Genomic DNA, 26249 nt, shown 5'->3' with positions numbered 1-26249 from the left:
GCCCTTTCATCTGCAATAATATCAACGGCTTAAAGCGGGAAATCTCATAAGGGGAATGATAGGGTGCCTTGCAGTAACTGAAAGCAGTCAATTGGGGTCTGACATTTTTGTGACAAACATTCCGAGCCATCTGAAGTTTTTAAATGAGCTTCCCCCGTTCACTAACTAGCGCATGTTTATAAAATGCATTTAGAAAGGAATTTCATCCTTCTCTATCGCCGGAAAGATATTCGCAGCTTCAGCAAGAAATTTTATTGTGTCTAAATTTTCCTGCAGGTCGGGCTCTACGATATTCTCAATCTGTGGCGGCTGGTCACCGGCAAAAGTGCATTCTATGAACGTGTTGGAATGGAGGATATCCGAGTATTCAAAAACAGCGCCGGAGAAGTCACATTTCTCGAACGTGCACTTTGCAGAACGTAAGTGCCACGAGAGATATGAAATATCCAAGCCATAGAAAGCACATTCGAAGAAATACCAATTATCCAGTCGGAGGGGTACATCGGCCTCAAAGCTAAAACTAAAACTAAAATTACACTTCGAAAAGCTGCATCGCCCCTCCTCTTCCTTGAGTTTTGCCAATTCTTCCGGATCAGCGTAGATTTTTGCGCCTATGACAGAAGTAACAGGGTATATTGCTCTAAAATCGAAGGTAAGATTCGTTTTGCTTCCTCCTTCTTTATGTACTGCGCTAAAATCCAACCACCTACGCTCTGGCTTTAGATTTTTCTTCGTTTTCGCATTTATAAAAATCCGCTCGATCTGCCCAATAATGCGAAGCCCAAATTCATCTCTTTCTCGATGCGCGGGCACTAATTGATCATATACAAGCTCAAGTGCTGGAGCCGCATATTTCCTATTGTCAGCCAAAACGACTGTTTCAAACATTGTTAAGCCAAGGCTGACCTTCTCGGGACGTTCTGATGCAACAAAGTCGGAAGCCTTTTCTAGAAGTAAGGCAAGTTCAGCCTCTTCCCGACTATCGTTTTGCCGCCGGTCTTCATCCGCTTGCCGACTATTGATTGTCCCGCGCCAAAGCACCGAGAAAAACGTAACCGCCGCCGCACCTGCTGCCAGGAAAGGTGTCACAGCACGAGATCGCTCTGTCATATGATCACCAACTGCAGGATCAAGAAATACCCACCAAAAGGCAAAGAGCAAACCGAGCAACGTAAAAACGGCCGAAGCAATAGCCAAAGCAAGCCAGATGTCTTCGGAGAACGTGGGCACCTCCGGAATTCTTCTATTTTCGTCCTCGCCCATATGCTCTCCGTCCAAAGACATTAAGTTTACCTACCATACAGCCCGCACTAGTTCCCGGGCAGGCTAAATCAGTGTGACAGAATCGTCTAAAGGTTGAAATGTAGAGGACCGGCTACTGACGTTACCATAGCTACGAGCTAGGAAAGGGTTATGTGATGAGGTCGACGTCCATCTCAAAGCGCTTAGTGATCGAAAGCGTCGACGCAGCCGATGTCCACTTCCAGTGGTGCTGGGAGTTTCTCCGAACACCCCGAAAGAAACTAAAATCCAGGCAGGCGATCTTTGATTTTCAGGTTCGTCTCACAACGGCTTTCGAGCGCCTCTGCACGACCTATCGAGCCATCAAGGCAGCCGAAAGGCGCCTGATCGGCCGCAAATCTTTGTACAGTGCTGAATGGTTCGATAATCGAATGGCACAGCTAGCCCAATACCGCAATGTCATCATTGAAGCTCTGGGAATTGGCCGGTGTCTGGGCGATGGCTTCGCGTGGGTATTCTACCGTAATGAACCAGCTCTTTTGGAGCAACATGCGATGCACCAACGGCAATTACTCCTCCCCCCTGGAATAGGCGGGATTGGAGAACGGGCATTTGTTGAGAAACTACAAGGATTTGAGGGAAATTTTGTAATCTATCACGGTATTACATCGATCCTTCGATTGGGCGATGTCAGCTTCTATGATCCAAGCTCAGGGAAAATCGCATGTGTAGGCGAACTGAAAACTAAGCATATGGGTGAAGACCAGTATCAAATCGCTCTCGGCATTGTAGCCGGGGACGAAAAGAGTCTGGTTATTCCGCCAGTAGATGCCGCAAATGATGAGCAGGCTATCCCTTTGGAACCAGGCGTTAGGGAAACGCTGAACCGGCAGGTTAAGCAGATATCCGCTGCATTCACCAACAAAAAGAAATCGAAGGATGATGTCCGCATTGACATGAAGACCCAATTTCACCACGGCATTTTGGCTCAGGTCGTAGGTAAGAGCGAAACCCGTGTAGTGCGGTTCAGACAAGCGGGATCAGGTCTGACCATAGGGGCATGGCGGCCCCGCAAGATATCGAGTTTGGGGCGAAGGCTGATGAGGAAGACGGGGCCAAGAGAGAAAGCTCTCAAGCCCGTTCAGGATGCTGCACTGGCAATCCTGTCTAACGAATTGGATGACAATTGCCTATTTGTCAGCAGTCTCGGAAATCACGACAGCGGTTATCCGCCAATGTTGACGGGCACTGACCCATTCTTCTGGTGGCCGCTGGATGCTCATATTCTGTATGACATTATCTTCGGTTATGTCATTGTTATGACAGCGTTTAATCCTGCGCATCTATGGGCTGAGCTGCGAAAGCGAGGCTTTACTGTGGTGGTGGACAAGCGATCACGTGTCACTACAATCCATAAGGAGATCAATGGAAGGCAAATGGAGGTTAAGAACTTCGACTACTTCCATCAAGCCGTTCAGCACGGACTTTTGAGCGAGGAAGCGGCGTTAGAGATATTCGATACTTGGATTGATAACGCAGTTACAGCGGCAGGGACGCAATCGGCCAAATATGGCGTTCGGCTACGTCTCCATCTACATGGTTGATCGCTGATTTAAATAATGTCGATCGTATAGTTACTTAGTCTTTTTTCAGGTTCTGTCTAAAAAAACCGGTCCATCACCTTGTTGACGGCGGTCAGAAACACCACGACGAAGCCGGCGAACGCCAGATAGCGCAATTCGGAAAAAACCGTTCCGTTCAGGAAATTCAGTCCGTCCTGCCAAGCCCACAGGATAACGGCCAGGGCAAGAACGGCTGCGGTCAGCCCGACAAGGTGCCTGACGGGCGATTTCGTCTTTTCGCTCATGTTCCGCCGTCCTTTGCTTGCCCGTCCACCTTGAAGACCAGAAGATCGTCGCGGCGCTCGACACGGCCCTCCAGCACCACGGGGATGGCGGTTTTGTTCAAAAGCCACGCCGGCATCGGTCCGCCATCGGCAGACGCCATGAGGAAGAAACTGCGTCCTTCAACCGGCGCGGTGGAGACGAAGACGGGCGGCACGCCGCCGCTGATACACAGGTTGGCGCAGGCCTTGTGGGCAAGGCCCGTGCCCGGGCGCATGGCGCCGGCAGCACATTTTCCGTCGCAGATTTCTCCGGTCAGACGCCAGCGGCCAAGGTCTTCGGGGGCTTGCGGCACCGGCAGGTCCGCCGGCTGTTCATCCTCCGCCTTCATCTTGCCGCCGACCAGCAGCATCTCAAGATCGCCGCGCTTGACGAAAAAACCGCCGACAACGACCGATTTTCCTTTCAGCTTCTCCGCCCGGTCCGACACACCGAACTTTCCGGTTCCGGCCAGCATGATCGCCCGTGCCGGCGAGCCCGGGGATGCCGCGACCCGCAGGACGGGGTAGGGCAACAGGTCGATGGTTCCGGTGATCTCGCCTTCGGGCGGCGGCCCGGCAAAGGATCCCGAACCCGGGCTGTCCGTGTCCAGCGCCAGGACGAAGGCGGCGGCGGCGAAGGTCCCTATGAAAGTTGCGATAAAGACCAGCATCAGCCTGCGGATGTCGGCAGGCACCTTCTTGAAATAGCCGACGAAGAAGCCGCGCTCCGGTGGTTTCAGCATGGTCAGCCTCCGCTCGGCGCGGCAGGGGCCGCGAGCGTGTCTTCGGGGATGGCAAGCGGTTCCAAGCGGGTTCCGAGCGGCAAGGGCTCCGGATCGACCAGAACCCGGGTGCCGGACAACGCAACACGGTACTTGCGGATGCGTTCCTTGAAGGGCGGCGGCGAACAGCCGTCCTCAAGCCGATACTGGTAGCCGTGCCAGGGGCAGGTAACCAGGCCGAGCACGACCTTGCCTTCGCCGACCGGGCCATTCTGATGCGAACACACATTGGAAATGGCAGAGAGCTTTCCCTTCGAGCGGAAGACGGCAATCCTCTCGCCGCCGGGGGCGGCCCCGATGATCGCCCGGTTTTCCGCGATCTCGCTGACGTCGCCGATGTCGATCCAACCCGTCCGGTCGACTTCTGGCGAACCGGCCTTGTCGGCAGCCCGCTCCCGCCTGCCGGCGATCAGATGCAGGGCGCACAAGGTTCCGAGGCTCGCGAACAGGAAGACGCCGAGGGCCGCATTCCTGCCGTCGGCAAGCGCCCCGAGCGCCACGTGAAGCACGACGGCTGCATAGGCCGCATAGACGCTCATGTGGATCGCCTTCCAGATCGCCGGCGACAGGAAGGAGAGCCAGAAATCGTGGCTGGTCGCGGCAAGAACGGCAAGGATCGTCAGCGCGAACACGCCGAACAGCTCGAAGGGAAAACCGGAAACCTGGGCGAAGCTGGTGTTGCTGGTGAAGAGCGCGAGCAATTGCGGCGTCGGGCTGAAGGCGAAATACCAGGCAAGCACGTACCAGGCATGGGTGGCGGCGACGATCGCGGTCATCACGCCGAAATGGCGGCGGTTATAAAGAAGCGGCATGAAGCGCACGTCGAGCCGGGCAAGTGGTCCGATCGCAAGCACCACCGTCAGCAGGATCAGGGCAAGAGACCCGAAGGCCCGCATCCTCAAGATGGGCGGATTGGTTTCCGCCATCGCCGGCGAGAGCATCGGCCCGAGTTTCAGGAAAATGAGGACATAGGCGACGATCGCCACGATCAGCACCGCATCGTAGATGATCTTGGTCCTGTTCCAGATGACCGGCTGATAGGAAACGCTCATGACTGCCCTGCCGCCGTCTTGCCCGGTTCATCCAGCCGGATGGCCGGCGCATCCCTGGAAAGCCTGGGGTAGCTCAGAAAAATGACGGCCAGCGCCACAGGCAGGACAATCGCCAGCAGCGTCCAGATGGCGGCATGGGCCCGTCGGTGCCTGCGCTGCATCAGCGGCTCCTTTTCGACAGGACCCGCCAGCGCCACAGAACCAGGGGCCAGAGAAGAACGATCCCGGGAAGCAGCAGCGGCCGCACCGCATAGGCGCCCTCGGCCGCCTCATCGATCCGGTCGATGCCGTAAAGAAGAAACGCGACCCCTGTCACAAGGCCGATCGCGGCCCAGATGGCGAGGCCCAGTGCAACGGGATCGGACAATGACAGCATGGGCGGTCACACCTTGCCGGTTGCAGGAATTGCGCCGCCGGTGGTCACGCCGCCTTCCGGCGTCATGAGGAAGGCGATCAGCCGGGCGATCGATTCCGGCTTGACCCAGGTATCGGTGTTCGCATCCGGCATCGCCTCCCGGTTCTGCGGCGTATCGATGGTGCCGGGCAGAATGCAGTTGGCGGAGATGCCGTGCTTGCGGTTTTCTGCCGCGATCGCTTCCGTCAGGCGGATGACGGCGGATTTGGACGCGGCATAGGCCGCCTGCCGGGCGCCGGCCTTCAGACCTGGGGCGGCGGCAATGTGGACGATGCGTCCGAAGCCCGCCTCCTGCATGGGCTTCAGCACGGCGGCGCTGATGCAATAGGCCGTCTTTGCGTTCATCGACATGAATTTTTCCCACAGCGCGATGCCGTCGTCATCGACAGGGCCCATGCCGAACCCGCCGACCGTATTGACGAGCCCGTCGAGCCTGCCGAAGGCGGCAAGACACTTGTCGACCGCGGTCTGGCAGGCTTCCGGGCTGGAGGTGTCGGTGCCGCCGATCGTGAGCAGCGCGGCTTTTCCGTCGGCGCCAAGCTCAAGCTGTTCCGTGGCTTCGCCGCTGTAATTCACGCAGACGATACCCGTACACGAGGGCCGAAGCGTATCGACGACGGCGCTGCCGAGGTTTCCCGATGCGCCTGTGACCATGACAATGCGGTCTTTCATGACGTCCCTCCTTCGGCGCGAAAACCTCCGAGCGCCGTTCGCCCGTGACCGGGTACTCCGCAAAATTCTCTAGACCCAATGCTGGCTGTCAAATTGCCGTAGGTCAATCATCGCGCTACATGAGTCTTTCTAACAGTGCATGACGTGCGTGGTGTTGTCTGTCTCCGGAATTCCGTTATATGCATTGACCCATCGTCAAGCGGGTGCGAGGGTCGCCTGAGAAACATCCGGAAAACCCGACAGGGTGGAGAGTAGAGCGTGGAAGACCTCCATTTCATCATGATCAAGCCGACGCATTACGACGACGACGGCTATCCGATCCAATGGCTGCGTTCCGCGATCCCCTCCAATACGCTTGCCTGCCTGAACGGCCTTGCCGAGGCTGCGATCGAGCGGAAGGCGCTGGGCCCGGATGTGCGGATCCACCTGCACACCTATGACGAGACCAACACGCGGGTGAAGCCGGCGAAGATCATCCGCATGATCCGGCAGTCCGGCGGCAAGGCCCTGATCGGCCTGGTCGGCGTGCAGTCCAACCAGTTTCCGCGCGCGGTCGACCTGGCGCAGAAATTCCTGAAGGCGGATCTGCCGGTCGCCATCGGCGGCTTCCACGTTTCCGGGTGCATGTCCATGCTCAAGGAAATGCCGCAGGAGATGGTGGACGCGCAGAAGATGGGGATCACCTTCTTCGCCGGCGAGGCGGAGGATCTGCGCCTGGACGATGTCTTCCGTCATGCCTATGCGGGCGAGCTCAAGCCGATCTACAATTTCATGTCGGACCTGCCGTCGCTCGATGGCGAGCCGACGCCGATCCTGCCGTCGAAGCACATCCAGTTTACCGCCGGCTCCCATTCCAGTTTCGATCTGGGACGCGGCTGCCCGTTCCAGTGCTCCTTCTGCACCATCATCAACGTGCAGGGGCGCAAGAGCCGGTTCCGCTCCGCCGACGACCTGGAGCGGATCATCCGCGACAACTACGCCCAGAAGATCAACCGCTTCTTCATCACCGACGACAATTTCGCCCGCAACCGCCATTGGGAGGAACTGTTCGACCGGCTGATCTACCTGCGCGAGGAAGAGGGCTTCGACATCAAGTTCATCATCCAGGTCGACACGCTCTGTCACCGGATCAAGAACTTCATCGAGAAGGCGACGCGGGCCGGGGTCAACCGGGTGTTCATCGGGCTTGAGAACATCAACCCGGACAACCTGATGGCCGCCAAGAAGCGGCAGAACAAGATCACCGAATACCGCGAGATGCTGCTCGCCTGGCGCGACCACGGCGCGACCACCTATGCCGGCTACATCATCGGCTTCCCGGGGGACACCAAGGAATCCGTCCTGCGCGACATCGAGATCATCAAGAAGGAACTGCCGCTCGACCTGCTGGAGTTCTTCTTCCTGACGCCGCTGCCTGGTTCCGAAGACCACAAGGTGCTTCTGGAAAAGGGCATCTGGATGGATCCGGATCTTAACAAATACGATCTCAACCACCGGGTCAGCCATCACCCGGTCATGTCGGACGCCGAATGGGAGGACGCCTACCGGTCCGCCTGGGACAGCTATTACAGCATGGACCACGTCACGACGGTGCTGCGCCGGGCCGCCGCCCATCCGAAAGGCCGGCCGGGCAACAAGCTGTTCCTGATGATGTGGTTCTGGCTGATGGTCCGCTACGAGGGCGTCCATCCGCTGGAAGGCGGCTATTTCCGGATCAAGGTGCGCACCGACCGCCGCTCGGGCCTGCCGATCGAAAATCCGCTGGTCTTCTATCCCCGCTATCTCACCGAGATCGTTTCCAAGCACTGGGCGATCGTGAGCAACGTCGCCCGGTTCTACTGGCGCTACAAGGCGGTCAAGCGGGCGCCGGACCGCAAGACCTATACGGACCTGGCGCTGACGCCGGTGGATCAGGACAATCAGCAGGATCTGTCCATGATGACGGAAACCCGGGGGGGTCAGGAAGCGGTCGCCAAGGCCAAACGCGACGCCGAATTGCGCCAGACGGGCAAGGACCGCGCGAAGGTCGTCGGCTGATCGCTCAAAATGGATTAGACGCTGCCGGCTTTTGCGTTTTTCGCAAGACAGAACCGCGCGATAGGAGTATTGAGGCTGTCGCTGCCGGCGGCAGCCAGCGAGTCTTTTTTCGACCGCCCGATTGCCGGCAGGAAGGTTCAATTTTCCCGGTTCATATCCGCCGGGTTTCCGGGACCGAATGATTGCCCGACGAAGCTGATGATCCAATCATAATACGAGAGGCCGGCCTGAGCGATCTGGACGGCCTGGTCGCACTGGAAAACCGCTGTTTTGAAACCGACCGCGTGTCGCGGCGCAGTTTCCGGCGGTTTCTGGAACGCTCGACCGCGCGCCTCCTTGTGGCAGATACCGGCGACAGGATCGTCGGTTATGCGCTGATCCTACTGCGCAGCGGCACGGCGCTGGCCCGGCTCTATTCTCTGGCGGTCGATCCGGACTGCCGCGGATCAGGGGTTGCGAGGCGCCTGCTTGCGGCCAGCGAGCGCGCCGCCTTCGAGGAAGAGCGGATCGTGCTTCGCCTCGAGGTGCGTCAGGACAACGAGGCCGCGATCGGTCTCTATCGTGCCTCGGGCTACCGCCCTTGCGGGCAGGTTCCCGACTATTACGAGGACGGCTGCACGGCGCTTCGGATGGAAAAGCTGCTGCACGGTCCGGGTCATGACCCCGGTTTAGGCCGCGGCCGCGCGCCCTATTACGCGCAGACCACGGAATTCACCTGCGGTCCGGCCTGCCTGATCATGGCGGCAAAGCAGTTCGACAGCGACTTTCCGACCGATACCCTGACCGAGCTTTCGCTCTGGCGTGAGGCGACGACGATCTATCTTGCCTCCGGGCACGGCGGCTGCGGGCCGTTCGGGCTGGCGACGGCGGCGGCGCGGAAGGGGCTGAAGGCGGAGGTGCGGCTGTCGCCGGACGAGCCGCTGTTCCTGTCCTCGGTGCGCGATCCGGAAAAGCGGGAGGTGATGCGTCTGGTTCAGGAGGGCTACCGGCGGGATGCGCAGGCTCTGGGCGTGACCGCGTCGGACCAGCCGCTGACCGCCCGGGAACTGGCGGCGAAGGTGGCCGAAGGCGCGGTGGCGATCGTGCTTATCTCCGGCTACCGCATGTTCGGCCAGAAGGTTCCGCACTGGATCCTTGTGCACGATCAGGACGAACGCCACCTGATCATTCACGATCCCTGGCTGGAACACGAGCGGCACGAAAGCCCGGCGGATGCGGCGAACCTGCCGATCCCGGATGCGGAATTCGAGCGCATGGCGCGATGGGGCCGGACGGCTGTCCGTGCCCAAGTTCTTCTCAAGAAGGAAAATACCAATCGTGGTTGATTATGGCACATCTGATGGACCTGACCTGTTTGTCGGCTAGGCGCGTCGCGCAGCGCGACCCGCCTGGTCGGGCAAGCGGCGCAACGCAGTCCGGCGGACAGGTCAGGTCCACCGAAGGCCGCGTTTTCACCGCGCCCGGACGTTGTCCCGCTTATTGGCCGATGTCCCACATCGCCCTGCAAAGCGCTCCTAGCCGACCGCGCCGAAAACGCGGTCAGATGCGTCATAATCAACCACGATTGGTATAACCATGCCGACCTGGGTCATTCTCGTCGATAACCTGAAAGACATCTCCAACGCGGATACGCCGCACAAGGTCATGACCGTCAGGGACTACCTGATGCGGCCGAAGCTGTTTACCGGTATCAATCCGAACATCCTGAACTTCTCCCGCTCCTATGCCTATCAGGGCGCCGGCTACTATGCCTCGCTGCTGGCCGAGGCGCGCCAGCACCGGGTGCTGCCGAGCGTGGAGACCATGATCGAGCTGTCGCGCAAGCAGCTTTACAATCATGCCCTGCCGGAACTGGAAAACAGCCTGAACCAGTGCTTTCGCAAGATCGGCGCGGCGGCGGAGGAGATTTCCAGGATCACCGTCTGTCTCGGGCAGGCCGGCAACGAGCAGCTGGAGCCTTTCGCGCGGCTGTTGTTCGACTGGTACCGGACACCCATTCTCGAGGTCACGGTCGAGCCGGGAGAGTGGCGGGCGATCCGCCGGATCCGGCCGCTGGCGATTACCGAGCTGGATGCGGCCCGCCGCACCTTCCTGATCGAAGCGCTGGAGCGTTACACCCACCGTCCCTGGCGGGCGCCGAAACAGCGCGCCGTGATGAAATACGCGCTCGCCGTGCTCTCCGATCCGAAGGAGGAGCTGCCGCCGTCGAGCATCTCGTCGCTGAAATACATGGCAAAGGTTGCCGCCCGGCACGGAGTGGAACTGGTGCCGATCGGCAAGGGGGATCTCGACCGGCTTGCCCAATACGACGCCCTGTTCATCCGCGAGACCACCAATATCGACAATCACACCTACCGTTTTGCCCGGCGCGCTGTGCAGGAGCGCATGCCGGTGATCGACGACCCGGTCTCCATGATCCGCTGCACCAACAAGGTCTATCTGGCCGAACTCCTGGAGGCGCACGGGGTGCCGACGCCGAAGACGGTGATCCTGTCCTCGCTGAAGGAGGCGGACCAGCTGGAAGACCGGCTCGGGTCTCCGGTGGTCTTGAAGATCCCGGACGGATCCTTCAGCCGGGGCGTGTTCAAGGTGACGGGCGAGGAGGCGATCCGGGACAAGCTGAAGGAGCTGTTCGAGGACAGCGACATCATCCTGGCCCAGGAATACTGCCCGACCGAGTTCGACTGGCGCATCGGCGTGCTCGACGGCGAGCCGCTGTTTGCCGTCCAGTACCTGATGGCGAAGAAGCACTGGCAGATCGTGCGCCACGAGGACGGCAAGAAGTCGGTGGAAGGCAGCTTCCGGTCCACCTCGCTCGCCGAGGCTCCGCCCGCCGTCGTGGAAACCGCCATTCGTGCGGCCCGCCTGATCGGGGACGGGCTTTATGGCGTCGACCTGAAACAGATCGGCGACCGGGTCGTGGTCATCGAGGTCAACGATAATCCGAACCTCGACCACGGCTGCGAGGATTCAGCGGAAAAGGACATCGTCTGGGACCAGCTGATCCGCTGGTACCTGAAGCGGCTGGAGAGCAGGTGACAGGATTTATAGGGGGCAAGACCTGTCAACGAAAGCAACCTCTCAATCGTCATCCCGCACGAAGCGAAGCGAAGATGCGGGACCGGCGAGCCACCTGATTTCGAAGTTCTGGTGGCTCGCCGGTCCCGGCTCGCGCTGCGCTTGGCCGGGATGACCGTTGATGGGTGGTGATGCGCTCTCGAAGGTTGCCCCACCGGCCCAAATCGCTTATGTGAAGGCGCATCAATCAAACGAGAAACGCTTACCTGCCTTGTCTGCAGGAGTGAGCTGGAGAAAAGATATGATCAGCCTGACTTTCCCCGACAATTCCGTGCGCGAATTCGAACCCGGCATCAGCGGTGCCGAGATCGCCGAAGGCATTTCCAAAAGCCTGCGCAAGAAGGCCGTGGCCGTCTCGATCGACGGCGAGCTGAGGGATCTCTCCGATCCGATCACCGCAAATGCCAGCATCGAGATCGTTACCCGCGACGAGCCGCGTGCGCTGGAGCTGATCCGTCATGATGCGGCCCATGTCATGGCCGAGGCCGTGCAGGAGCTGTGGCCCGGCACCCAGGTGACCATAGGCCCGGTGATCGAGAACGGCTTCTACTACGACTTCAAGCGCGTCCATCCCGATACCCGCGAGGACTGGCCGTTCACGCCGGACGATCTGACCGTCATCGAAAAGAAGATGCGCGAGATCATCGCCCGCAACGAGCCGTTCACCAAGGAAGTCTGGAGCCGGGAGAAGGCCAGGGACGTCTTCGCCGACATGGGCGAGGCCTACAAGGTGGAACTGGTCGACGCGATCCCGGAAGACCAGGACCTGAAGATCTATCGCCAGGGCAAGTGGTTCGACCTGTGCCGCGGTCCGCACATGGATTCCACCGGCAAGATCGGCAATGCCTTCAAGCTGATGACGGTTGCCGGTGCCTACTGGCGCGGCGATTCCAACAAGCCGATGCTGACCCGCATCTACGGCACGGCCTGGGCGAGCGACAGCGACCTGAAGAACTACCTTCACATGCTGGAGGAAGCCGAAAAGCGCGATCACCGCAAGCTTGGCCGGGAAATGGACCTGTTCCACTTCCAGGAAGAAGGTCCGGGCGTTGTCTTCTGGCATGCCAAGGGCTGGAGCCTGTTCCAGAAGCTGGTCGCCTACATGCGCCGCCGGCTGGACGCCGACTATGACGAGGTGAACGCGCCTCAGGTGCTGCATACCTCGCTGTGGGAGACCTCCGGTCATTGGGGCTGGTACAAGGAGAACATGTTCTCCGTGCAGTGCGCCGACACGGAGGCCGAGGACGACCGGGTGTTCGCGCTGAAGCCGATGAACTGTCCGGGCCACGTGCAGATCTTCAAGCACGGCCTGAAGTCCTACCGCGACCTGCCGCTGCGCCTCGCCGAGTTCGGCGTGGTGCACCGCTACGAGCCGTCGGGCGCCATGCACGGGCTGATGCGCGTGCGCGGCTTCACCCAGGACGATGCCCATGTCTTCTGCACCGAAGAGCAGATGGCGGCGGAATGCCTGAAGATCAACGACCTGATCCTGTCGGTCTACGAGGACTTCGGTTTCAAGGAAATCGTCGTCAAGCTGTCGACCCGGCCGGAAAAGCGCGTCGGCTCCGACGAGCTTTGGGATCATGCCGAAGCGGTGATGGAAAAGGTCCTGAAGCAGATCGAGGCGCAGTCCGGCGGTCGTGTAAAGACCGATATCCTGCCGGGCGAGGGCGCCTTCTACGGGCCGAAGTTCGAATATACCCTTCGCGACGCCATCGGCCGTGAATGGCAGTGCGGCACCACCCAGGTGGACTTCAACCTGCCCGAACGCTTCGGCGCCTTCTATGTGGACAGGGACGGGGAGAAGAAGACCCCGGTGATGATCCACCGCGCCATCTGCGGCTCCATGGAACGGTTCCTCGGCATCCTGATCGAGAACTACGCCGGGCATTTCCCGCTGTGGCTGGCGCCGCTGCAGGTGGTCGTCGCAACGATCACATCCGATGCCGACGATTACGGCCAGGAAGTCGCCGAGAAGCTTCGTGCGGCGGGTCTCAAGGTGGAAACCGATTTCCGCAACGAGAAGATCAACTACAAGGTCCGCGAACACTCGCTGGCCAAGATCCCGGTGATCGTCGTCTGCGGCAAGCGGGAGGCGGAAGAGCGGACCGTGAACGTCCGCCGGCTCGGGTCCAAGGACCAGACCTCCATGGGTCTGGACGAGGCCATCGCAGCCTTCGCCGAAGAAGCGGTCGCACCGGACCTGAAGTAAGGCTCTCAAGCAGATCAGGGGGAATTCGGCCAGATCAGGTGCGAATTCCCCCGCGCTGGGGGCGTGTTATCCGACTGCACAGAAATCCGCAGACCGGTGCATGAGCATACGGTCTCAGTTCGCGCAGCTGTTATGGGCAGGGCGGGGGCTGATGAGGGCTTAAGCCGGTCTTACTGGGTCATGTTGGCGGGGGCTTCGGAGCCGGCGTTCGCCAGGACTTCGACTTCCTTGTCATCGCCGGAAGCGACGGTGAACTTGCGCTGGAACAGCTTGCCGTTGTTACGGGCGACCACCTCGTAGTCGCCGGCGGACAGGACGAAGGCCGGAAACGCGCCGTTTGCTTCCACCACCACGTCGCCGCCCGGGCTCAGCACGGACCAGGAGGTGTTGGCGATGGCCTCGCCGCCCGGGTCGTTGACGAGCTTCAGGGTGATGTCGGCCGCCTGATGATACATGGTCGCTTCCGTCAGCTTGCCCGGGAGGACCTGGATGTCGGCGCGCACGACCGCATTGGCGCCGCCGTAGCGGCTGACCACATGGTAGGTGTCGGAATTGAGCCTGACGATCGTGCCCGGCTTGATGTCCTGAGCCACGAGATTGCGTTCGCCGCGTTCGTTGAATTCCGTGCCGTAGATGTCGAACTGGACCGAGCCGCTCTTGATCGGCTGATCCTCGGTCAGCATGGCGTCGAGCTTCACGCCGCCCGCGTTCAGGATCACCATCTTGGACATGACGTCCCGGCCGATGACGATCCGGTTGGTGGCCGTTGCATGGCCATAGGCGGTGTGGATCAGATAGGCGCCGGGATCGAGGCGGAACTCGGCATCGCCGCCACGGGATGTGGCAACCAGTTCCAGCCGGCCGTCCTCATTGGTGGTCTCGCTGTAGATACGCCAGATCAGACCGCTTTCGAGCGGCTTGCTGTCGCGGGTCAGCTTCGCCATCAGATAAAGCGCACCCTGCTTGGTGCCCGAGGGAAAAGTGTCGCCGGGCTGCTGGGTCGGCGCGTAGGGAACCAGCGCGTCGCTGAACAGGGGCTCCGGATCGCGGTCGAGCAGGTTTTCGATCGGGTCTTCGGGGGCAGCAGCCGGTGCGTTGGGATCGGGTTTTTCCCGCGGCGGCATCGGCAGGGTTTCCGCTTGTGCGGTACCTGTGAAGCCGGCAGGAACAACGGCGGCGGGCGCAAGCGCGAGGCCGGCAAGCACTGCCAGGCCGATAACTGCCATTTTGCAAGATCGCTTCACGATTTCGAACTTGCTCATACCTACCCCGATACCCTACGGCGGCTTTGCGCCGCGACTGTCACATCTGCATATGCCGTTTTATGTCACTGTCTTGTGTGCCGGAAAATCGGGCAAATTCAAGACCCATTCGTTAAAAGTTGACAACCGCGTTCGATGAATTACCTCAATGCGGCAGATGCTTCCACCTTTTACCTGTTCAAGATAGGCGATCCCCTACATGTCGAATTTTGCGCCCCGATGCCAGGAGGCCCTGGATTTTCTCCTCAGGCGCCGCTCGCATCCCTCCGTGACCATGACGGCTCCCGCTCCTTCCGAAAGCGAGCTGACGGACATTCTGACCGCTGCCGCCCGTGTGCCGGATCACGGCAAGCTTGCCCCGTGGCGGTTTGTGATCTACCGGGCCGAACAGGGCGAGCGGATCGGTGCCAAGCTCCTGGAAATCGCCGAGTCGAAGGGCGAAGCTCCCCTGGACGAGGCGCGCCGCCAGCAGGAACTGACGCGATTCACCCGCGGACCGCTCGTGGTCGGCGTGCTCAGCCGTGCTGCCGTTCATCCGAAGATCCCGGTGTGGGAGCAGGAACTGTCTGCCGGTGCCGTCTGCATGAACCTTATCAGCGCGGCCACCGCGTCGGGCTATGCCGCCCAGTGGATTTCCGAATGGTATGCCTTCGATGAAGACGCGAGCCGGTTTCTCGGTGCGAAGGACGGGGAACGCTTCGCCGGTTTCATCCATATCGGAACGCCAACACAGGCACCATTCGAACGCCCGCGCCCGGAGCTGGCGCAGATTTGCACTGACTGGTCAGAGAGCTGAGCCACATGTTTTACGAAACGTCCAAGAACGATCACGGATTGCCCTACAACCCCTTCAAGGCAATCGTGGCACCGCGCCCGATCGGCTGGATCTCCTCCCTCGACAAGGAAGGCCGTCCGAACCTGGCGCCCTACAGTTTCTTCAATGCGGTCGCCGACACGCCGCCGATCGTGATGTTTTCGTCGAACGGCTACAAGGACAGCGTCTCCAACATCGACGAGACCGGGGACTTCGTCTGCAACATGGCGAGTTACCACCTGAAGGACGCCATGAACGCCTCATCCGCGCCGTTGCCGCACGGGCAGTCGGAATTCGAACGGGCCGGTCTTGAAATGGCGCCGTCGCGGCTCGTCAAGGCGCCGCGTGTCGCGAAAGCCTATACGGCCCTGGAATGCAAGCATCTGCGAACCATCCGCCTGCAGGACGTTGACGGCAAGGATGCCGATAACTGGATGGTTCTCGGTCAGGTGGTCGCCGTCCATATCGATGACAGTGTCATCGTCAACGGCCGGCTGGACATTACCCGCGTCAGGCCCCTGACACGACTTGGATACAAGGACTACGCGGTCACCGACGAAGTGTTCGAGATGACCCGGCCGCAGGACTGATTTTCGCAAATTGCGAAAATCACCGCTCCATGGACTGAGTCGGCCCGGGATGCTTCCGATGCCCCCGGGCCGCTTGTTCACAGGCGTAAGGCGTTGTTTTCGGTAGAAATGACACGTCATCCGTGTGAAAGGGACGGCTTCCTTCCCGAATATCCCTCCAGATGCTGTGTGTTAAGGTTTTGTTAACCTTTGGGGCGCGACATTAACCAACCAGTAACGGTTCCATCGGGGAGAAGGGATCATGCGTGTAGCTGACTCCGCCTCGATCGCGTCTCGGATCGAGCAGGCATTTCAGTCCGCAAGTACATCGACCGGTACCTCCTTTGAGTACCTGGTCAAGACGGCGGCGCGAGAATCGTCGTTCGACCCTCAGGCCAAGGCCAGGACATCGAGCGCGACCGGGCTGTTCCAGTTCATCGAATCCACCTGGCTGGAAACCATGAAGGAGGCCGGACCGGAACACGGGCTGGCCAAATATGCGGACCAGATCGAACAGACCAGCAGCGGCAAGTACCGGGTGAAGGACCCGGAGGTGCGCAAGGAAATTCTGGAGCTGCGCAAGGATCCAGAAATCGCTTCCGTTCTGGCCGGTGAACTCACCCAGAAAAACGCGGCGCAACTGAGCCGGAAGCTCGGACGCAATCCGACTGACGGCGAATTGTATATGGCCCATTTCCTGGGCGCATCGGGGGCAAACCGGCTGATCAGCGCGACCCAGGACAATGCGGACGCGCGCGCCGACAAGCTGTTTCCGACCCAGGCGCGGGCCAACCGGTCGATCTTCTATAATCACAACGGCACGCCCCGGACGGCATCGGAAGTCTATGATGCCATCGTTTCCAAACACGACGCGGTCACCATGATCGCCAGCCTGAACGGGGCCACGGCCGTCCCCAATGCGAAACCGGGTGAAGGGACCCGCGTGGCCAGCGCCGACGGCCAGCCGGTGCCTGCCAAAGGCATGCCGGAAAATCTGGACGAGGCAACGCGGCGTGTCATGAACGCGTTCCGCGCCACGGAAACGCATAACCCGTTTGAGGCCCTGTTCCGGAACGATGCCGCTTCGGCGTCAGCCGGTGTCGACACACGCTTCACCACGGCGTTCACGGCGACTTCAGAAAGCCGCTATTCCAGCAGTGCCTCTTCACAGGTCGCAGCCCAGGAACTGGCGGATGCCGAACGGCACCGTCCGCTGGATCTGACACGCTTCCTGCAATTCAAGGAAGACGACGATCAGAAGGACCTGTTGCCGCCGGCTTGAGCGGCGCCACGGCCGAATTCCGCCGTCCGACCTGTCATAATTATGGTGAACCGATCGTTAAGTCTTTGATGTCAGGGTTGAACCTGAACCAAAGACCTGTTGTGCGTCACCATGATCATACGAGAGTTTCTGAATTGGGTTGATAGTGCTCCGGACGCGCCGCGTGCGGCGGCTGCCGGTGCGCTTGCCCGTGCCTGGCTTTATTCCGACCTGAGCGAGGAAGACCGCAGGGGGGCTGCCGCTGCGCTGACCTTCCTTCTGGACGATCCCTGCCCGCAGGTGAGGGAGGCTCTGGCGCGAAATCTGGCGGAACACAGTCAGGCGCCGCGCCACGTCATTCTCAGTCTTTCCGAGGATGTGGAGCCTGTTGCCGAGATCGTGCTGAAATCCTCGCCGGTCTTCACCGAGGTCGAGCTCGTCGATGCCCTGGCGCAAGGGTCCGACCGGATCCAGTGCGCCATCGCCGGCCGGAAAGGGCTTGAGCCGGTCGTCGCCGCGGCCCTCGCCGAAGTCGGCTGCGCCCGGGCGTGCCAGGTGATGCTGGAAAACAGGTCGGCCAATATCCTCAAATCCAGCCTGATCCGGATTGCAGAACGCCATGAGGCCGTCATGCCGGTGAGCGAGGCGCTTTTGAACCGGACCGGCCTGCCGCTGACCTTGCGCCACAAGCTGCTCAGCCGGTTTGCGGAGCGGCTTGAGAGCCATCCCATGTTTGCCGAAAAGGTGCCCGATCACCTGAAGGAGGAATTCCTGGCGGACGCGGCGGACAAGGTCACCCTGCATCTTGCCCTGGAAGCCTCAGACAGCGAAATGCCGGACTTCGTGGAACACCTGCGCGGCGAGGCCCTGCTGACGACGAAATTCCTGCTTCGCGCCGTCTGTTGCGGCCGGCTGCGGCTGTTTGCAGCCGCGCTCTCTCTTCTTGGAAACGTGCCGGCCGATCGCCTCAGGCATCTCTTGATATCGGTCCGCCTGCCGGCGTTGAAGGCGGTCCTGCGCAAGGCGGGATTACCGCTCAGGTCCCATCAGGCGTTTCTGCTGGCGATCGAAATCGCCCGCAGCGCCGAGGCGGATTTCACCCGGGACATGAGCCTGGAGCAGGCGCGCACGCTGACGGAGGCCCTGCTGTCGGAAATCCAGGACGGGTCGCTTGGGGCGGACGAGGATATCGCCGCGTTCCTGCGCCGGTTCGCGGTCGACGTGGCCCGGCTGGAAGCGCGGGCCTTTGTCAAAGGCAGATTGCAGAAATTGCTGAAGGCCGCCTGAGGAAAGACGTCGGGCAGCGATGATGGCAGAGGCCGGTCAGCCGATCTCGGATCTCAGCCGATCATCAGATCGTCGGCCTCGTCCTCGGGTTTCAGCGGGAACTGGGCGAGATAGTCTTCGGTCACTTCCGAAAGCTTGTCGGCAAGGGCCGCACCGGTCGGATTGTCCGTATCGCGGGCGCCTTCGGCCACCATTGCCCGGATCGCCTCGACATATTGCTCCGTCAGGGAAAGCGGCAGCTTTTCCGGGCCGGGCACGTGTTCCAGCAGGCGGCAGAAGCTGGAGGCCACAGATCCGACAAGCGGATAGCCGAGGGTGAGCGCCTGACCCTTCATGTTGTGAACGGCCTGATAGAGCGTATCCAGGTTCGCCTTGTTGAGCCCTTCGGCGCGGATCGCATCGTAGGCGGTCATCAGCTCGGACGTCTCATTGCTCATCCAGCCGTCGAATTTTCCCGAAAGCCGTTCAAGGGCCTGTTCGGCAGCCTTTACGGGATCGAAATTCTTCGCCTCGCGCTTGCTCAGGATTCGCACCTTTTTCCGAAGATCCGTCGGAGGCGAGAGGATCTCGCGCTCTTCTTCCTCAAGAGGCTTAGCAGCCATGATCAACCCTTTGCTTCCCGCATTTTGCGAGCGTTATCCGCAACGGCCGGGATTATCCCCTTGTCCACCGCACCAGGGGCTTAAAGTCGCGTTCCAGTATGCGGAGATCTGCTTAACAGTCTGTTAGCCAGTCAATTTCCCGCTTTGTCAGTAGCGGAACATTTCCGTCAGGATGCGCTCGTCCCAGCCGTGTTCCCTGTCGAACATGATCAGGCCTTCCACGCTGCCGTCCTCGTGCACGGACACCCTGGTTACGTCGCGGATTTCCCTGTGATCTGCGGACGCGCTGACCGGGCGTTTTTCCGGTTCGAGGATGTCGATGTCCACGCGGGCGTGGTTGGGCAGCAGGGCGCCGCGCCAGCGTCTGGGCCGGAAGGCACTGATCGGGGTCAATGCCAGAAGCGGCGAGGAAATCGGCAGAATCGGTCCGTGGGCGGACAGGTTATAGGCGGTGCTGCCGGCCGGGGTCGAGATGATGATACCGTCGCAGATCAGCTCTTCCAGGCGTACGCGGCCATCGATGGAAATGCGCAGGCGCGCGGCCTGGGAGGTCTGGCGGAGCAGGGAGACTTCGTTGATTGCCTGGGCCGTGGAGCTTTTCCCCGACTGGTCGACGACGTCCATCGACAACGGATGGATCGGGGTGGCGTCGGCCTCGGCGACCCGGCTGAGCAGATCGTCTTCCCGGTACTCGTTCATCAGAAAGCCGACCGAGCCGCGGTTCATGCCGTAGATCGGTTTGCCGGCTCCCATGAACTTGTGCAGTGTCTGCAGCATCAGGCCGTCGCCGCCGAGCGCGACGATCACATCCGCCTCTTCGGCACTGACCTCGCCGTAACGGGCGACCAGACGCGTGCACGCTTCCTGGGCTTCTGCGGTATCGCTGGCGACGAAGTAAAGCTTTTCGACTTTTTCAGGCGCGCTGCGAGGAGCTTTGTCAGAGGGCATCGCAATGGGCATCATGAACTCGCAGGCGTTTCCCGGTTGGCCCGGCCCCGTCCGGGCGGCAGGCTCGTCACTTCTCCTTAATAGCAGGAAGTGCTTGGTCGCCAAGGCCGAATTAGGCCGTAAACTTACAAATGAGGCCGGAATGGCCTGGAGCGGACACCAAGGTCCTTGCGTTCAGGCGTCGTCTTCCAGGCGGGAGATCAGGGTGCGCAGGACGCGCTTCAGCGTCGCCATTTCCTCCGGCGTGTAGGAGGCGGTGACCTTGGCCTCATGGGCCTTTGCCTCACCGAGCAGGTCGTCGACCATGGCGCGGCCTTGTGCGGTGATGAACACCAGCGCCTTGCGCCGGTCCTTTTCGTCCTGGCGGCGTTCGACCAGGCCGGTTTCCTCCAGCCGGTCGATGATCTTGGTGGTCGTCGGCTGATTGTAGAGGCCGATGCGGGCGAGAGCGCCAATGGTCATGCCGTCGCCGCTGGAAAGCGTAGCCAGCAGACGCCAGGTCGACACGCTGATGCCGCGCGCGCGCAGTTGATCGTGGAACTGGCCGCTGATCAGGTGGCTGGCATGGGCGAGCAGATAGGGCAGGTAGTCGGAAATAAACGAGGCGTCGGCTGCCTTGTCCCCTACCTCTTCTTTGACAACAGTTTTGGGCATGGCTCAGGCCGTGTCCGGATGGGGACGGGCAACGCCGTAGCGTCCGTCCAGATAGAGCAGGGGCTCGCCCTCGTTCATCTCGAAATTCTCCACCTCGCCGACGAAGATAATGTGGTCGCCGCCCTCGTAGCAGAATGCGGTCTTGCAGTGGAAGGTGGCGATGCAGTCGGGAATGACCGGGGCGCCGGTCCTGCCGCTTTCCCAGGCGACTTCGGAAAACTTGTCGCCGGGACGGGCGAAGTTGTTGGACAGGGGGATCTGGTGCGAGCCGAGCACATTGATGGTGAAGTGGCCGGCATCCTCGAAATCCGTCCGGCTGGGAGAATTCCTGCCGATCGACCACAGCACCATGGGCGGGTCGAGGGAGACGGAATTGAAGGAATTGATCGTCAGGCCGACCGGCGTACCTTCCTCCTTGCAGGTGGTCGCGATGGCAATGCCGGTCGTGAAGCGGCCAAGGGCCTGGCGGAATTTTTTCTGATCGATCATGACCGTCATGAGGCGTTCCCCCGTTCTGCTACCTGCCGTTTCCATCGGCCGGTTTCGGAATTAGTTTAAGCATAAATATATTCCAATTGATATAATTTCAAATACTTGCTACACAGTGAATGTGGAGGAGACAGGATATTGCCGCCATGGCTGCGTGTCCTCCAGGGCCAACAGGGAAACCGTGACGCCCATTGTGCAACGGGCGACGGCAGGGAGGAACGATGCTTTCGGATCGTATTGAAGGCAAGTGGATCGACACTTTCACCAAGGCGCTTGAATTCTGCAAGGTCGCCGAAGGCGAGGAAGTGGCGATCCTGTCGGAAACCCAGTCTCGCGATCTCAACGTTCATCTGACCGAACTGGCGCTTTTACGCCTCGGCGCGCGGCCGTTCCATGTGGTTCTGCCGACCCCGCCGCAGCGCAGCCCGGTTCCGGTCCGCTCCACCGGCGCCAGCGACAGTGTGCGCGGCCTTGGTCCGGTGATCAAGGCGCTCAAGGCGAGCTCCATGGTCGTCGATCTGACCGTGGAAGGCATGCTGCATGCGCCGGAACTGCCGGAGATCATCTCCGACGGCGCGCGCCTGTTCATGATCAGCAACGAACATCCGGACGCGCTGGAACGGCTGCTGCCGGATCCGGCGCTGACGCCGAAGGTCAAGGCCGCGGTCAAGATGCTGCGCGCGGCGGAACACATGACGGTCCTCTCGAAAGCCGGCACCGACCTGAAGGTCGACCTGCGCGATGCGCCGACCGCCGGTGTCTGGGGCTATTGTGACCGTCCGGGCACCGTCGCCCACTGGCCGGGCGGCGTGGTGGTCAGTTTCCCCGGAGCGGGCACGGTCAACGGCACGCTGGTGCTGGACGCCGGCGACATCAATCTCACCTTCAAGCGCTATCTGCAGGATCCGGTCAAGCTGACGCTTGAAAACGATTTCGTGGTCGATATCGAGGGCAGGGGCACCGATGCGGAGCTGCTGCGCCGCTACTTTGCCGCCTGGGGCGACAAGAACGCCTATGCTACGTCCCATGTCGGCTGGGGCATGAACCCGGGCGCGCGCTACGAGGCGCTTACCATGTATGACCAGCGCGAGACCAACGGCACGGAAGTGCGTGCCTATGCAGGCAACTTCCTCTATTCCACCGGCGCCAACGAATTTGCCAAGCGCTACACGCTCGGCCATTTCGATCTGCCCGTCGGCCATTGCGATATCGCGCTCGACGGCAAGATGGTGATCGAGGACGGCAAGCTGCTTGGAGAGCTGGCGTGAGCGCGGCGGACTTTCCCATCACCTGGGAAGAAGCGGGAAGCGGCGATCCGGTGATCTTTCTGCACGGCGTCGGCGGCGGCGCGGCAAGCTGGAAGTTCCAGCTCGACCATTTCGGTCAGACCCGGCGCGCCATTGCCTGGGACATGCCGGGCTACGGCGGTTCGAAGCTGCTTGAAACCACGACCTTCTCAGGCCTGGCCGATGCGCTTCAGCGCCTGATGGACCATCTCGGCCTGGAAAAGGCGGATATCGTCGGCCATTCCATCGGCGGCATGGTGGCGCAGGAATTCATCGCCGCTCATCCCGACCGCGTGCGCCGTCTCGTGCTGTCGGCCACCAGCCCTGCCTTCGGCAGTCCGGACGGGGATTTCCAGAAGAAATTCGTGGCCGCCCGTCTCGGTCCGCTCGATCAGGGCAAGACCATGGCGGATGTGGCCGCCGAGGTGGTGCCCGAACTGATCGGTGACGATGCCGACCCGGACGGAGTGGCGCTTGCCCGCCAGTGCATGTCGCGGGTGCCGAACGAAACCTACCGCGCGACCATGCAGTGCCTGGTGACCTTCGACCGGCGCGACACGCTCAAGCAGATCGCCGTGCCGACCCTGCTGCTGGCAGGCGAAAAGGACACCAACGCGCCGGCGCCGATGATGGAGCGCATGGCCGCCCGTATTCCCAGCGCCCGGTATGTCTGCCTCGAGGGCGCGGGACATCTGGCCAACATGGAATGCCCGGCGCGTTTCGATGCCGCCGTTGAAGAGTTTTTGGATCTAGTCTGAGGAGAGCTGGATATGTCCGTATCCGATAACGAGCGTTACGCTCCGATTTTCGACCCCGAGGCCTTCCGGCTGACCGACAAGCAGAAGAAGCTGACCGCCCTTGCGCGCAAGATCGGCGAAGAGAAATTCGCACCGCGCGCCGACAAGTGGGACCGGGAAGCGATCTTCCCGATGGAAAACTACAAGGACATGCACGAGGTCGGCCTGCTCGGCATCTGTGTCCCGGAAGAACACGGCGGCTTCGGCGCCGACTACAAGACCTACATGATGACGGCCGCCGAAATCGGCCGGTTCTGCGGCACCACGTCGCTGACCTGGAACATGCATGTGTGCTCGTGCCTGTGGACCGGGCCACTGGCCGACGACCTGACCATGACCGACGAGCAGCGCGCCGAGCATGAAAAGAACCGGGCGGTGCATTACGAGCGCATCGTCAAGGAAGGCAAGATCTATGCGCAACCGTTCTCCGAGGGCGGAGCTGCGGCGGCCGGCTTCCAGCCGTTCGGCACCACGGCGACCCGCGTCGACGGCGGCTGGCTGATCAACGGCAAGAAGATCTTTGCCTCGCTCTCCGGCTCAGCCGACTATTATGGCGTGCTGTGCACGGAGAAGAAGGAAAAGCTGAGCCGCAAGGACACCATGTATGTGGCTGTGCCGGCGAATGCGGAAGGTGTTGAGGTCTACGGCGACTGGGACCCGCTCGGCATGCGCGGCACGGTCTCGCGCAACCTGCTGTTCAAGGACGTGTTCGTTCCGGACGATGCCTCGCTGATGCCCAAGGGCGTCTATTTCGAGGCGGCGACCTCCTGGCCGCACATGTTCATGACCCTGACGCCGACCTACATGGGGATCGCCCAGGCGGCCTACGATTTCACCGTGCAGTATCTGCGCGGCGAGATCCCGGGCATGCCGCCGGTCAAGCGGCGCATGTACCCGACCAAGCAGCACGCGGTCGCCGACATGCGCATCATGCTGGAAATGACCAAGGCGCTGTGGTTCCAGGTGATCAGCGAAGCCCGCCCCAACCCGACCAAGGAACAGGTGCTTCGGGCCTATGCGGCGCAGCACACGGTGATGGAAAACGCCAACGAACTGTGCCAGCTTGCCATCCGCACCTGCGGCGGCCAGTCCATGCTGAAGAGCCTGCCGCTGGAACGGCTTTACCGCGACAGCCGCTGCGGTTCGCTGATGCTGCCCTGGACGGCGGAACTGTGCGTCGACCGTATCGGCCGCGAGGCGCTTTACGAAAAGGGTGAGAGCGACGACTGATGGAGCTTTCCGCCTGGATTGACCGGCACGCCGATTTCACGCCGGACAAGACGGCCCTCCACTATGAGGGCCGTGCCATCAGCTACGGCGACTTCGCCGCGATGATCCATGGCCATGCCCGGGCGCTCAAGGGCGTCTACGGCATCGGCCGTGGCGACCGGGTGGCCTATCTCGGGCTCAACAGTCCGGAGTTCCTGGCGCTGATGTTCGCCTGCGCCCGGCTCGGCGCGCTGTTCATCCCGCTCAACTGGCGGCTGGCGGCGCCCGAGCATGTGTTCATCCTGAAGGATGCCCATGCCAAGGCGCTGTTCTGCGAGGCGGAATTTCGGGAGCATGCGAAAAGCATGCGGGCTGAGCTGCCCGATTGCGACTTCGTCTCCTGTGGCTTCGAGGGAGAGGGATGGCAACCGCTGGCAGTGGCCCTGGCAACGGCTGAAGGCGACGACCGCAACCCCCATGTGGATCTGAAGACGCCGCTGCTGCTCGTCTATACGTCGGGCACCACCGGCCATCCAAAGGGCGCGGTGCTGACCCAGGAAGCCGTGCAGTGGAACGCGCTGAACAGCCTGCACATGCACGGGCTGACGGCGGCGGACCACGTTCTGACGGCCCTGCCGATGTTCCATGTGGGCGGGCTCAACATCCAGACCACACCGGCGCTTTATGCCGGCGCCACGGTGACGCTGCACCGGAAGTTCGATCCGCGCGCGGTCCTGTCGGACATCGTCTCCAGGCGGCCGAGCCTGATCGTCCTGGTTCCGGCCACCATTGACGCGGTTCTTTCCCTGCCCGAGTGGCCGGAGGCGGATATTTCAAGCCTTCGGTCGGTGAGTACCGGCTCTTCCTACGTGCCCGTGCCGCTGATCGAGGCGATCCATGCGCGCGGCATCCCGGTCCTGCAGGTGTACGGTTCCACGGAAACCTGTCCGATTGCGATCTACCAGAGGGCAGAGGACGCGTTTGAGACTGTCGGTTCGACCGGCAAGCCGGCCCTTCATTGCGAAATCCGCGTTGTGGATGAGGCCGGGAGAGATGTGCCGGCGGGCACGTCCGGGGAGATCCTCGTTCGCGGACCCAGCGTGATGTACGAATACTGGGGCAACGAGGCGGCGACGGAACAATCCCTGCGCGACGGCTGGTTTTTCACCGGCGATATCGGCTACCGTGAGGAAAACGGCTATTACTTCATCAACGACCGCAAGAAGGACGTGGTGATCTCCGGGGGCGAGAACATCTACCCGGCCGAGCTGGAGGTGGTTCTGAACGGGATGGCGGAAGTAAAACAGGCGGCCGTCGTCGGCCGCGACGACGAAAAATGGGGCCAGGTTCCGGTCGCCGTGGTGGTGCGCACCGAGGGGGCAAGCATCGACAAGCAGACCATTCTCGATCGCTTTAACGGTGTGTTGGCAAGGTTCAAACATCCCAAGGATGTGGTGTTCATCGATGCCATGCCGACGAATGTCATGGGCAAGATCCAGAAATTCGCTCTCCGGACGCACGTTAACGATAGTTACCTTGTTAAATAAGCCAAGTATCCCGCAAAAAAGGTTGCAAATGAAACCAAAAGGCACTTAGTTTATCTGGGAACGAGGAGGTTTGTCTGACAGGATTTGGCTTGCGGGGCGCAGATCTGGAAGTCCGACGAAAATCGGGTTTTAAATCCCAACGATGCCGA

Annotated in this window: 25 protein-coding genes; 13 read left to right on the top strand and 12 right to left on the bottom strand. The window is 60.9% G+C overall.

What is annotated here, in order from left to right; genetic code table 11:
* Positions 1 to 189 precede the first annotated feature (189 nt).
* Complete coding sequence (locus HK439_RS17840; protein WP_190292873.1) at positions 190 to 1263, bottom strand: hypothetical protein; 1074 nt, start codon at positions 1261 to 1263, stop codon at positions 190 to 192.
* Positions 1264 to 1418: 155 nt separating this feature from the next.
* On the opposite strand from HK439_RS17840, the gene HK439_RS17835 reads away from it, so the two are divergent.
* On the top strand, positions 1419 to 2846 hold the full coding sequence (locus HK439_RS17835) for a hypothetical protein (protein ID WP_190292872.1): 1428 nt from the start codon (positions 1419 to 1421) through the stop codon (positions 2844 to 2846).
* Positions 2847 to 2902: 56 nt separating this feature from the next.
* Here the strand turns inward: HK439_RS17835 and HK439_RS17830 are convergent, their stop codons facing one another.
* Genes HK439_RS17830 through HK439_RS17805 form a run of 6 tightly spaced genes read right to left on the bottom strand, consistent with a single transcriptional unit; the run spans position 2903 to position 6048 of the window.
* Positions 2903 to 3109 (bottom strand): hypothetical protein, encoded by a 207-nt coding sequence (locus HK439_RS17830; RefSeq protein ID WP_190292871.1) that lies wholly within the window; start codon positions 3107 to 3109, stop codon positions 2903 to 2905.
* Entirely contained in the window at positions 3106 to 3870 is a 765-nt protein-coding gene (locus HK439_RS17825; RefSeq protein WP_190292870.1) for a hypothetical protein, read from the bottom strand. Before HK439_RS17825 ends, HK439_RS17830 begins: the two co-directional genes overlap by 4 nt.
* A gap of 2 nt (positions 3871 to 3872) precedes the next feature.
* Positions 3873 to 4961 carry a Rieske 2Fe-2S domain-containing protein gene (locus tag HK439_RS17820; protein WP_190292869.1) on the bottom strand — a complete coding sequence of 363 codons (1089 nt, stop codon included), beginning with the start codon at positions 4959 to 4961 and terminating at the stop codon, positions 3873 to 3875.
* Positions 4958 to 5122, bottom strand: a complete 165-nt coding sequence (locus tag HK439_RS17815) for a hypothetical protein (protein ID WP_190292868.1) — start codon at positions 5120 to 5122, stop codon at positions 4958 to 4960. The genes HK439_RS17820 and HK439_RS17815 overlap by 4 nt, the downstream gene beginning before the upstream one ends.
* Positions 5122 to 5337 (bottom strand): hypothetical protein, encoded by a 216-nt coding sequence (locus HK439_RS17810; RefSeq protein WP_190292867.1) that lies wholly within the window; start codon positions 5335 to 5337, stop codon positions 5122 to 5124. The genes HK439_RS17815 and HK439_RS17810 overlap by 1 nt, the downstream gene beginning before the upstream one ends.
* A 6-nt stretch (positions 5338 to 5343) precedes the next feature.
* Positions 5344 to 6048 (bottom strand): SDR family NAD(P)-dependent oxidoreductase, encoded by a 705-nt coding sequence (locus HK439_RS17805; RefSeq protein WP_190292866.1) that lies wholly within the window; start codon positions 6046 to 6048, stop codon positions 5344 to 5346.
* Between the two features lie 279 nt (positions 6049 to 6327).
* Between HK439_RS17805 and HK439_RS17800 the strand changes: the two genes are divergently transcribed.
* The 4 genes from HK439_RS17800 (at position 6328) to thrS (ending at position 13375) form a co-directional block, all read left to right on the top strand.
* Positions 6328 to 8085 (top strand): B12-binding domain-containing radical SAM protein, encoded by a 1758-nt coding sequence (locus tag HK439_RS17800; protein WP_190292907.1) that lies wholly within the window; start codon positions 6328 to 6330, stop codon positions 8083 to 8085.
* A gap of 182 nt (positions 8086 to 8267) precedes the next feature.
* Positions 8268 to 9410, top strand: a complete 1143-nt coding sequence (locus tag HK439_RS17795; RefSeq protein WP_209011912.1) for a GNAT family N-acetyltransferase/peptidase C39 family protein — start codon at positions 8268 to 8270, stop codon at positions 9408 to 9410.
* Positions 9411 to 9660: 250 nt separating this feature from the next.
* The gene (locus HK439_RS17790; protein WP_190292865.1) at positions 9661 to 11124 is read left to right on the top strand and encodes a RimK family protein; all 1464 of its coding nucleotides are present in this window, start codon (positions 9661 to 9663) and stop codon (positions 11122 to 11124) included.
* Positions 11125 to 11404: 280 nt separating this feature from the next.
* Complete coding sequence (gene thrS, locus HK439_RS17785; RefSeq protein WP_190292864.1) at positions 11405 to 13375, top strand: threonine--tRNA ligase; 1971 nt, start codon at positions 11405 to 11407, stop codon at positions 13373 to 13375.
* A gap of 170 nt (positions 13376 to 13545) precedes the next feature.
* Here the strand turns inward: thrS and HK439_RS17780 are convergent, their stop codons facing one another.
* Entirely contained in the window at positions 13546 to 14601 is a 1056-nt protein-coding gene (locus HK439_RS17780; protein ID WP_190292863.1) for a hypothetical protein, read from the bottom strand.
* A 235-nt stretch (positions 14602 to 14836) separates the two neighbouring features.
* Between HK439_RS17780 and HK439_RS17775 the strand changes: the two genes are divergently transcribed.
* From HK439_RS17775 to HK439_RS17760, 4 genes are all read left to right on the top strand, one after another.
* Positions 14837 to 15433 (top strand): nitroreductase family protein, encoded by a 597-nt coding sequence (locus HK439_RS17775; protein ID WP_190292862.1) that lies wholly within the window; start codon positions 14837 to 14839, stop codon positions 15431 to 15433.
* A 5-nt stretch (positions 15434 to 15438) separates the two neighbouring features.
* On the top strand, positions 15439 to 16041 hold the full coding sequence (locus tag HK439_RS17770; protein ID WP_190292861.1) for a flavin reductase family protein: 603 nt from the start codon (positions 15439 to 15441) through the stop codon (positions 16039 to 16041).
* 241 nt (positions 16042 to 16282) lie between these two features.
* A complete protein-coding gene (locus HK439_RS17765) occupies positions 16283 to 17302 on the top strand; it encodes a transglycosylase SLT domain-containing protein (RefSeq protein ID WP_190292860.1) in 1020 nt (339 codons plus the stop codon).
* A 111-nt stretch (positions 17303 to 17413) separates the two neighbouring features.
* The gene (locus tag HK439_RS17760; RefSeq protein WP_190292859.1) at positions 17414 to 18568 is read left to right on the top strand and encodes a DUF2336 domain-containing protein; all 1155 of its coding nucleotides are present in this window, start codon (positions 17414 to 17416) and stop codon (positions 18566 to 18568) included.
* Between the two features lie 53 nt (positions 18569 to 18621).
* Here the strand turns inward: HK439_RS17760 and HK439_RS17755 are convergent, their stop codons facing one another.
* The 4 genes from HK439_RS17755 to HK439_RS17740 form a co-directional block, all read right to left on the bottom strand.
* On the bottom strand, positions 18622 to 19170 hold the full coding sequence (locus HK439_RS17755; RefSeq protein ID WP_190292858.1) for an Hpt domain-containing protein: 549 nt from the start codon (positions 19168 to 19170) through the stop codon (positions 18622 to 18624).
* Between the two features lie 147 nt (positions 19171 to 19317).
* Entirely contained in the window at positions 19318 to 20118 is an 801-nt protein-coding gene (locus tag HK439_RS17750; RefSeq protein WP_235987991.1) for an NAD kinase, read from the bottom strand.
* 174 nt (positions 20119 to 20292) lie between these two features.
* Positions 20293 to 20772, bottom strand: a complete 480-nt coding sequence (locus HK439_RS17745) for a MarR family winged helix-turn-helix transcriptional regulator (RefSeq protein ID WP_190292856.1) — start codon at positions 20770 to 20772, stop codon at positions 20293 to 20295.
* Between the two features lie 3 nt (positions 20773 to 20775).
* The gene (locus HK439_RS17740) at positions 20776 to 21270 is read right to left on the bottom strand and encodes a flavin reductase family protein (protein WP_190292855.1); all 495 of its coding nucleotides are present in this window, start codon (positions 21268 to 21270) and stop codon (positions 20776 to 20778) included.
* Between the two features lie 212 nt (positions 21271 to 21482).
* Between HK439_RS17740 and HK439_RS17735 the strand changes: the two genes are divergently transcribed.
* Genes HK439_RS17735 through HK439_RS17720 form a run of 4 tightly spaced genes read left to right on the top strand, consistent with a single transcriptional unit; the run spans position 21483 to position 26100 of the window.
* Complete coding sequence (locus tag HK439_RS17735) at positions 21483 to 22529, top strand: peptidase M29 (RefSeq protein ID WP_190292854.1); 1047 nt, start codon at positions 21483 to 21485, stop codon at positions 22527 to 22529.
* Positions 22526 to 23305 (top strand): alpha/beta fold hydrolase, encoded by a 780-nt coding sequence (locus tag HK439_RS17730; protein ID WP_190292853.1) that lies wholly within the window; start codon positions 22526 to 22528, stop codon positions 23303 to 23305. The genes HK439_RS17735 and HK439_RS17730 overlap by 4 nt, the downstream gene beginning before the upstream one ends.
* 12 nt (positions 23306 to 23317) lie before the next feature.
* Positions 23318 to 24574, top strand: a complete 1257-nt coding sequence (locus HK439_RS17725) for an acyl-CoA dehydrogenase family protein (protein ID WP_190292852.1) — start codon at positions 23318 to 23320, stop codon at positions 24572 to 24574.
* Positions 24574 to 26100, top strand: coding sequence for a class I adenylate-forming enzyme family protein (locus tag HK439_RS17720; RefSeq protein WP_190292851.1), 1527 nt, complete (start codon positions 24574 to 24576; stop codon positions 26098 to 26100). Before HK439_RS17725 ends, HK439_RS17720 begins: the two co-directional genes overlap by 1 nt.
* Positions 26101 to 26249 lie beyond the last annotated feature (149 nt).

It is taken from the genome of Roseibium aggregatum (assembly GCF_014692675.1).
Lineage (GTDB): Bacteria > Pseudomonadota > Alphaproteobacteria > Rhizobiales > Stappiaceae > Roseibium > Roseibium aggregatum_C.
The sequence above is the reverse complement of the archived record's forward strand: the minus strand, read 5'-3'. Positions and strand labels throughout refer to the sequence as shown.